Origin of the sequence: Sphingopyxis sp. LC363, assembly GCF_000756385.1 — a bacterium.
Taxonomy (GTDB): domain Bacteria; phylum Pseudomonadota; class Alphaproteobacteria; order Sphingomonadales; family Sphingomonadaceae; genus Sphingopyxis.
This window is the reverse complement of the sequence record NZ_JNFC01000037.1, coordinates 21,322-28,141: the sequence shown is the minus strand read 5'-3', so window position 1 is coordinate 28,141 and position 6,820 is coordinate 21,322. Positions and strand designations below refer to the sequence as shown.

Here is a 6,820-nt window from a genome sequence, read left to right as displayed (position 1 = left end):
TCCACCATCCGCTTCGCGGACGGTCCCCCTCCCCATGGCTTCGCCACGGGGAGGATATTTTCGTCACCCCTCGCCCAAAATCCAGTCGACGCCCGCCGCGACATGGATGCGCGTCGTGTCGTAGATCGGCAGGACATTGGCGTCGGTGTCGACGAGCATCACCAATTCGGTACAGGCGAGCACGACCGCCTGGATATCCTGCTTCGCAATGTCGGTGATGAAGGTCTTCATCGTCCGGCGCGAGCTTTCGTTCGCCTTGCCGAGCATCAGCTCTTCGTAAATGATCCGGTCGATTTCGTCGGCGCGGCTCGCGTCATAGGGCGCGAGCGTCAGCCCGTGACGCACAAGGCGCTGGCGGAACCAGGGTTCGGTCATCACATTGCGCGTGCCGATCACCGCGGCCGCCTTGATCCCGTCGGCCTTCATCTTCTCGCCGGTCTCGTCGACGATATGGAGCAAGGGGATCGAGATCGCCGCCGCGACATCCTCGGCGACCTTGTGCATCGAATTGGCCGCGATCATCAGCGCGGTCGCGCCCGCCGCTTCGAGCCGCTGAGCCGAGGCGATCAGCACCTCCTTCGCATGCGTCCATTGCTCCGCCGTCGTGATCCGCGACAGCTCGCAATAGTTGAGGCTCTCCATCAGGATCGGCGCCGAACAGGCGGTACCAAGGCGCTTTTGCACCCCCTTGTTGAGATGGCGGTAATAGAGCTCGGTCGACGCCCAGCTCATCCCCCCGATCAGGCCGATTTTGCGCATAAGATTCCCTGTCTCAAAAACACGTCGCCCCCGCGAAGGCGGGGGCCGCTGTCGAGGTAGCGCGAGGCTGCCAGCGGCCCCTGCCTTCGCAGGGGCGACGATTCTTGTCTAGTGCCCGCTGCCGCTCAGCGCCTTGACGATATCGTCGGCCATCTTCTTGGCGTCGCCGAGCAGCATCATCGTCTGGTCCATATAAAAGACGTCGTTGTCGACGCCAGCATAGCCCACGCCGCCCATCGAACGCTTCACGAACAGCACGGTCTTGGCGTTGGCGACGTCGAGGATCGGCATGCCATAGATCGGCGACGTCTTGTCGGTCTTTGCCGCCGGGTTGGTCACGTCGTTCGCGCCGATGACGAAAGCGACGTCGGCCTGTGCAAATTCGCCGTTGATGTCCTCGAGCTCGAACACCTCGTCATAGGGCACATTGGCCTCGGCGAGCAGGACGTTCATATGGCCCGGCATGCGCCCCGCGACCGGGTGGATCGCATATTTGACGTTGACGCCTTCCTTCTTGAGCTGATCGGCCATTTCGCGCAGCGCATGCTGCGCCTGCGCGACCGCCATGCCGTAACCGGGGACGATGATGACATTTTCGGCCTGGCTCATCAGGAAGGCGGCGTCGTCGGCGCTGCCCGGCTTCCACGGGCGCTGTTCCTTGGTGCCGCCCGCACCCGCCGCGGCATCGTCGCCGCCGAAGCCGCCGGCGATCACGCTGATGAAGCTGCGGTTCATCGCGCGGCACATGATGTACGAAAGGATCGCACCCGACGAGCCGACAAGCGCACCCGTGATGATCATCGCGGTGTTGCCGAGCGTGAAGCCCATCGCCGCCGCGGCCCAGCCCGAATAGCTGTTGAGCATCGACACGACGACCGGCATGTCGGCGCCGCCGATCGGGATGATCAGCAGGAAGCCGATCAGGAAGCTGAGGCCCGTGACGGTCCAGAACACCCACGGCGACTGATCGAAGGTGAAATAGGCGACGAGGCCGATGATCGCGGCAAGCGTGCCGAGATTGATGACGTGCCGCCCCGGCAGCATGATCGGCGCGCCCGACATATTGCCGTTGAGCTTCAGGAAGGCGATGACCGATCCCGAGAAGGTGATCGCGCCGATCGCGATGCCAAGCCCCATTTCGACGCGGCTGACGGTGAATATCTGCCCCGCGGCATCGGCGATCCCGAATGCCTGCGGGTTGAGATAGGCGGCGGCTGCCACCGCGACGGCGGCGAGACCGACGAGGCTGTGGAACGCCGCGACGAGCTGCGGCATCGCGGTCATCGCGATCTTGCGCGCCATGACGATGCCGATCACGGCGCCGATACCGATCGCCACGAGAATCTCGACCAGACCGATTGAGTCGACGCCGCCGTCAACCGTAACCGGCGCATGCGTCAGCAGCGTCGTGACGACCGCGATGGTCATGCCCGCCATGCCATAGCGGTTGCCGCGGCGCGACGAGGCCGGCGACGACAGGCCGCGCAGCGCGAGGATGAAGAGGATGCCCGAAACGAGATAGGCGATGGCGGCCCAGGGGTTCACGGCGCCGTGGCCGCCGGCTGCGGCGGCAAGGATCGGCTGAAAGTCCATCTCAGCGTTCCTTCTTCTTGTACATCGCCAGCATGCGTTCGGTGACCGCGAAGCCGCCGAAGATGTTGATGCTCGCCATCACGACGGCGGCGAGCCCGAGCCATTTCGACGAGGCCGAACCCGCCGCGGCGCTCGCGATCAGGGCGCCGACGATGATGACCGACGAGATGGCGTTGGTGACGCTCATCAGCGGCGTGTGCAGCGCCGGGGTCACCGACCAGACGACGAAATAGCCGACGAAGCACGCCAGTACGAAAATCGAAAAAATCGCGATAAAATCCACGGGCTCGCTCCCCTGCTGATTCCGTTTCGCGCACCTCTTGCCGTGGCGGCGCCAGCCTGTCGACTCCAAAGCGGACAAAAAGAGGCGCCCGCATTTCCCAAGGCGAGAAATGCGGGCGCTTTTAGACATAAAATATCGTGTCGCCGGGCTCTCGGCGATATTTTTACATGCCAGGCACCAGCACCGCATCGACAATATGGACGACGCCGTTCGACTGGTCGAGATCGGCGCCGGTCACCGTCGCCTTGTTGCCGCTGCTGCTCGTCAGCAGGATCGCGTTGCCGCTTTTCGTCACGGTCAGATCCTGCCCGCCCGCGGTCTTGAGTAACGCTTTGCCGCCACCTGCGTCGATCTTCGCCGCGAGATCGGCGGCGGTCAGCTTGCCCGGGACGATATGATGGTTGAGTACGCCCGCCAGCACCGCCTGCTGCGCCGGGCGCATCCAGCCGTCGCGCGTCACCGGCGGGACCTGCGTGAAGCCTGCGTCGGTTGGCGCGAAGATCGTGAACGGCCCCGCACCCGACAGCGTCGCGGCGAGCCCCGCCTGCGTCAGCGCCGCCGTCAACATCCTGTGGTTCGGCGAGGCCGCAAGATTCGCGGCGATCGTGCTCGTCGCCTGCATCGCCGACGCATCGCCGCCGATCGCGGCCGACATCGCGCCTTCGCCCGCGGCCGGTTCGGCCGGCGTTTCGCCCTTGCCGCAGCCCGACAGCGCGAGCGCGGCCGCGGCGGCGACCGAAATCAGGAGGGTCTTCATATGATATCCTTCGAAAAGCCTGTCCGCAGCCCGAATCGGCCGCCGCGCGCCGGCATCAACACGCCGTTGATGACGCTCTTGTTACCGCCCGGCCGAGATTTATGACGCCGCCTCAGCGGCCGACGATCAACTGCGTCATCAGCTTGTGGATGCGCTGCGGGTCGCTCTTGCGCGAAATCTTGACCTCGAGCGGCGTCGCGGCGCCCGAAACCCACATTTTCATGTCGGCGTCGAGATCGAAGGTGCCCGCCGTCTCGAACGAAAAGCGCGTGACCGAACGCCACGGGATGCTCAGAAATTCCTTCTTCGATCCCGTCAGCCCCTGCACATCGACGAAGACGAAGCGCAGATTGGTCAGCAGCGCGGTGTCGCGAACGGTGCGGAAGGCGGCGAGCACGCGTTCGCCGTCGATCAGCCACGCCTGAAACTCGGCCTGCGCTCCGGCGACGTCGATATCCCCGGCGCTGAACAGGCCCATATTTCGCTTACCCCAGCAGCCGCTCGTTCACGACCTTGCCGCCCTGCGTCAGGCGCACGGCATTGCCGATTTCCTCGTCGAGCACCGGCCTCCCCGCTTCCTTGTCCCAGAAGGCGGAGAGGAAGTTGAACAGGTTGCGGCTGAACAGCGCGCTGGTGTCGGCGGGCATCAGCGCCGCGATATTCTTCGCGCCGATCACGGTGACGCCGTGGATCTTCTTCGCCTCGCCCGAAACCGAGCCTTCGACATTGCCGCCGCTTTCGGCCGCCATGTCGACGATCACGCTGCCCGAGCGCATCGTCGCGAGCTGCGCGTCCGAAATCAGCCGCGGCGCGGGGCGCCCCGGGATCAGCGCGGTCGTGATGACGATGTCCTGCTTGGCAATGTGCGACGACACGAGTTCGGCCTGCGCCGCCTTATATTCGTCGGACATTTCGGTGGCATAGCCGCCCGCGCCCTCGCCCTCGATCCCCGCGACGCTTTCGACGAAGATCGGCTTGGCGCCGAGACTGAGAATCTGTTCCTTGGTCGCCGCGCGCACGTCGGTCGCGCTGACCTGTGCACCGAGGCGGCGCGCGGTCGCGATCGCCTGAAGCCCCGCAACGCCGACGCCCATCACGAACGCCTTGGCGGCACTGACGGTGCCTGCGGCGGTCATCATCATCGGAAAGGCGCGGCCATAGGCGTTCGCCGCCATCAGCACCGCCTTGTAACCCGCAAGGTTCGCCTGACTCGACAATATGTCCATCGACTGCGCGCGCGTGATGCGCGGCATGAATTCCATCGCGAGCGCCTCGATCCCGAGCTTGGCATAGCCATCGACGCGTTCGCGCTCGCCGAACGGGTTGAGCCCCGCCGCGAGCCATGCCCCATCGGCAAAGCCCGACAGGCTCGCCGGATCGGGCCCCTGCACGCCGAGGATGATGTTCGCGCCCTTGAGCACATCGACGCGGCTGCCGACGCTCGCGCCCGCGGCGCTATAGTCGGCATCGGCGATCGAGGCCTCAACGCCCGCCCCCGACTCGATGGCAACTTCGGCGCCCAGACCGATGAATTTCTTCACGGTTTCGGGGGTCGCGGCGACGCGGGTCTCGCCGGCGGCGAGCTCCTTCAATACGGCGATGCGCATGCCGGCCGGATCAGGAGGCGATGAGGAGGACGACGACGAGCGTGACCACCGCGGTGATGATCGACCCGACTTTCAGCAGGCTGAGGAAACCCGAATAGGTTTCGTTCGCTGCCTTCATTTCCTGCTGTGCCATCGCTTTTCCCCTATTACGCCTGTTTGCTGTGCGCAAACGCACAGCGCAGCGCCCAGAATCGGTTATCGCGCCGGTCTTAGCCACGCGCCCCGCGATGCTCAAGTGCGGGTTTGGCACCATTATAAGCGTGTGGCAAAAGAGGATTGGCCTTAATCGCCCTTTTACCCCTATCGGATAGATATGCGTCCCACAGCAGAACATACCCGTAGCAATGTCGGTTCAGGGGGCAGATTCGAAACGATGACGAACACGCGCGACACGCGAATGGTGATGATCGTCGACAGCGAACCTGCCCAGCAGCGTTTCCTGTCGGCCCTGGCGTCGCGCGGCGGCTGGCGCAGCATCGTCGCGCCCGACACCGACACCGCGCTCGCCAAGCTCGGCACGCAGGAAGGCATGGCGCTCGACGCGGTGCTCGTCGATCAGGGCGCGCCGGGCATGGACATCGCCGAATTCGTCGCCGAGCTGCGCCGCTGGCGCCCCGCGCTGCCGCTCGTCGTCATCACGATGCGCAACGGGGTCGAGGTCGCGGTCGGCGCGATGCGCGCCGGGGCGAGCGACTTCGTCCAGAAACCGATCGCGCCCGACCGGCTGCTCGAAGCGCTCGACCGCGTCGTGTCGACCGGCGGTCCGCAGGGCGAACTGCGCCCGCTCACCGAAAAGCTTCGTGCTCCATTGGCTTTCGAGGAAATCATCGGGTCGAGCCCCAATTTCCGCAGCGCGCTCGCGATCGCCGCGAAGGCCGCGCGCGCACGCGTGCCGGTGATGATCAACGGCAAGCCCGGCACCGGCAAGGAAGTCTTTGCGCGCGCGATCCATAGCGCCAGCCCGCGCGCCCGCGGCCAGCTTGTCATGGTCGATTGCTCGGCGGTGTCGCCGGGCCTGATCGGATCGGGACTGTTCGGCCACGAACGCGGTGCCTTTCCGGGCGCGTTCGACCGTCAGGTCGGCCGGCTCGTGCAGGCCGACGGCGGCAGCATCATCATCGACCATGTCGAGTGCATCCCGCTCGAAACGCAGGCGAAGCTCGTCGAATTCCTGAACTCGGGCGAGGTGCAGATGATCGGCGGTTCGATCCGCCAGAGCGTCGACGTCCGCATCATCGCGACGAGCGCCAGCCCGCTCGACAAGCTGATCGAGGCGGGCCATTTTCGCGAAGACCTCTTCTACGCGCTGTCGAGCGCGCAGCTCACCCTGCCCTCGCTTTCGGAGCGCCGCGGCGACGTCGGCCCGCTCGCGCGTCACCTGCTCGCGCGCATCGGCGGCCTGCCCGGCATGGGACCGATCGGCGTCACCGACGACGCGCTGCGCCTGCTCGCCGCCTATGCCTGGCCGGGCAATGTCCGCCAGTTGCAGGACGTGCTGTTCCGCGCCGCGGTCGAGAGCAAGACCGGCGTGCTCACCAGCGCCGATTTCCGCGCTATCGAAGCGGCGCTCGGCGGCGTCAGCAACGACGGCGACGTCGTGATCAACGGCGAGGCGATCGGCGTCACCCTCTATCTGCCCGACGGCAATTTGCGTCCGCTGGAGGAGATCGAAGCCGACGTCATTCGCCTTGCGATCGGCCATTATCGCGGCCGGATGAGCGAAGTCGCCCGGCGCCTCGGCATCGGCCGCTCGACGCTGTATCGCAAGCTCAGCGATCTGGGGATCGATACCGCGGCCTGATAGCTTTCTCGTCGTCATCC

General features: G+C 65.6%; 8 protein-coding genes. 1 reads left to right on the top strand and 7 read right to left on the bottom strand.

All coding sequences use genetic code 11. The annotated features are described in order from the left end of the window. Positions 1-63 precede the first annotated feature (63 nt). From FG95_RS14305 to FG95_RS21265, 7 genes are all read right to left on the bottom strand, one after another. Positions 64-759, bottom strand: a complete 696-nt coding sequence (locus tag FG95_RS14305; RefSeq protein WP_037556763.1) for an aspartate/glutamate racemase family protein — start codon at positions 757-759, stop codon at positions 64-66. A 108-nt stretch (positions 760-867) separates the two neighbouring features. Next, positions 868-2,352, bottom strand: coding sequence for an NAD(P)(+) transhydrogenase (Re/Si-specific) subunit beta (locus FG95_RS14300; protein WP_052182388.1), 1,485 nt, complete (start codon positions 2,350-2,352; stop codon positions 868-870). A 1-nt stretch (position 2,353) separates the two neighbouring features. Then, positions 2,354-2,635 carry a proton-translocating transhydrogenase family protein gene (locus FG95_RS14295; protein ID WP_037556765.1) on the bottom strand — a complete coding sequence of 94 codons (282 nt, stop codon included), beginning with the start codon at positions 2,633-2,635 and terminating at the stop codon, positions 2,354-2,356. Positions 2,636-2,798: 163 nt separating this feature from the next. Beyond that, complete coding sequence (locus FG95_RS14290) at positions 2,799-3,392, bottom strand: fasciclin domain-containing protein (protein WP_037556762.1); 594 nt, start codon at positions 3,390-3,392, stop codon at positions 2,799-2,801. 112 nt (positions 3,393-3,504) lie between these two features. Continuing rightward, on the bottom strand, positions 3,505-3,870 hold the full coding sequence (locus tag FG95_RS14285; RefSeq protein ID WP_037556760.1) for a PH domain-containing protein: 366 nt from the start codon (positions 3,868-3,870) through the stop codon (positions 3,505-3,507). A gap of 7 nt (positions 3,871-3,877) precedes the next feature. Next, positions 3,878-4,999, bottom strand: a complete 1,122-nt coding sequence (locus FG95_RS14280) for an NAD(P) transhydrogenase subunit alpha (RefSeq protein ID WP_037556758.1) — start codon at positions 4,997-4,999, stop codon at positions 3,878-3,880. A gap of 10 nt (positions 5,000-5,009) precedes the next feature. After that, positions 5,010-5,132, bottom strand: coding sequence for a hypothetical protein (locus tag FG95_RS21265; RefSeq protein ID WP_037556756.1), 123 nt, complete (start codon positions 5,130-5,132; stop codon positions 5,010-5,012). Positions 5,133-5,372: 240 nt separating this feature from the next. Here FG95_RS21265 and FG95_RS14270 point away from each other — a divergent pair, with 240 nt between their 5' ends. Next, the gene (locus FG95_RS14270) at positions 5,373-6,800 is read left to right on the top strand and encodes a sigma-54-dependent transcriptional regulator (protein ID WP_037556754.1); all 1,428 of its coding nucleotides are present in this window, start codon (positions 5,373-5,375) and stop codon (positions 6,798-6,800) included. Positions 6,801-6,820: the final 20 nt, after the last annotated feature.

Coding starts and splice junctions, on each gene's coding strand:
- FG95_RS14280 (WP_037556758.1), bottom strand. CDS start 4,999: ATGCGCATCGCCGTATTGAAGGAGCTCGCCGCCGGCGAGACCCGCGTC.
- FG95_RS14270 (WP_037556754.1), top strand. CDS start 5,373: ATGACGAACACGCGCGACACGCGAATGGTGATGATCGTCGACAGCGAA.
- FG95_RS14285 (WP_037556760.1), bottom strand. CDS start 3,870: ATGGGCCTGTTCAGCGCCGGGGATATCGACGTCGCCGGAGCGCAGGCC.
- FG95_RS14305 (WP_037556763.1), bottom strand. CDS start 759: ATGCGCAAAATCGGCCTGATCGGGGGGATGAGCTGGGCGTCGACCGAG.
- FG95_RS14290 (WP_037556762.1), bottom strand. CDS start 3,392: ATGAAGACCCTCCTGATTTCGGTCGCCGCCGCGGCCGCGCTCGCGCTG.
- FG95_RS21265 (WP_037556756.1), bottom strand. CDS start 5,132: ATGGCACAGCAGGAAATGAAGGCAGCGAACGAAACCTATTCGGGTTTC.
- FG95_RS14300 (WP_052182388.1), bottom strand. CDS start 2,352: ATGGACTTTCAGCCGATCCTTGCCGCCGCAGCCGGCGGCCACGGCGCC.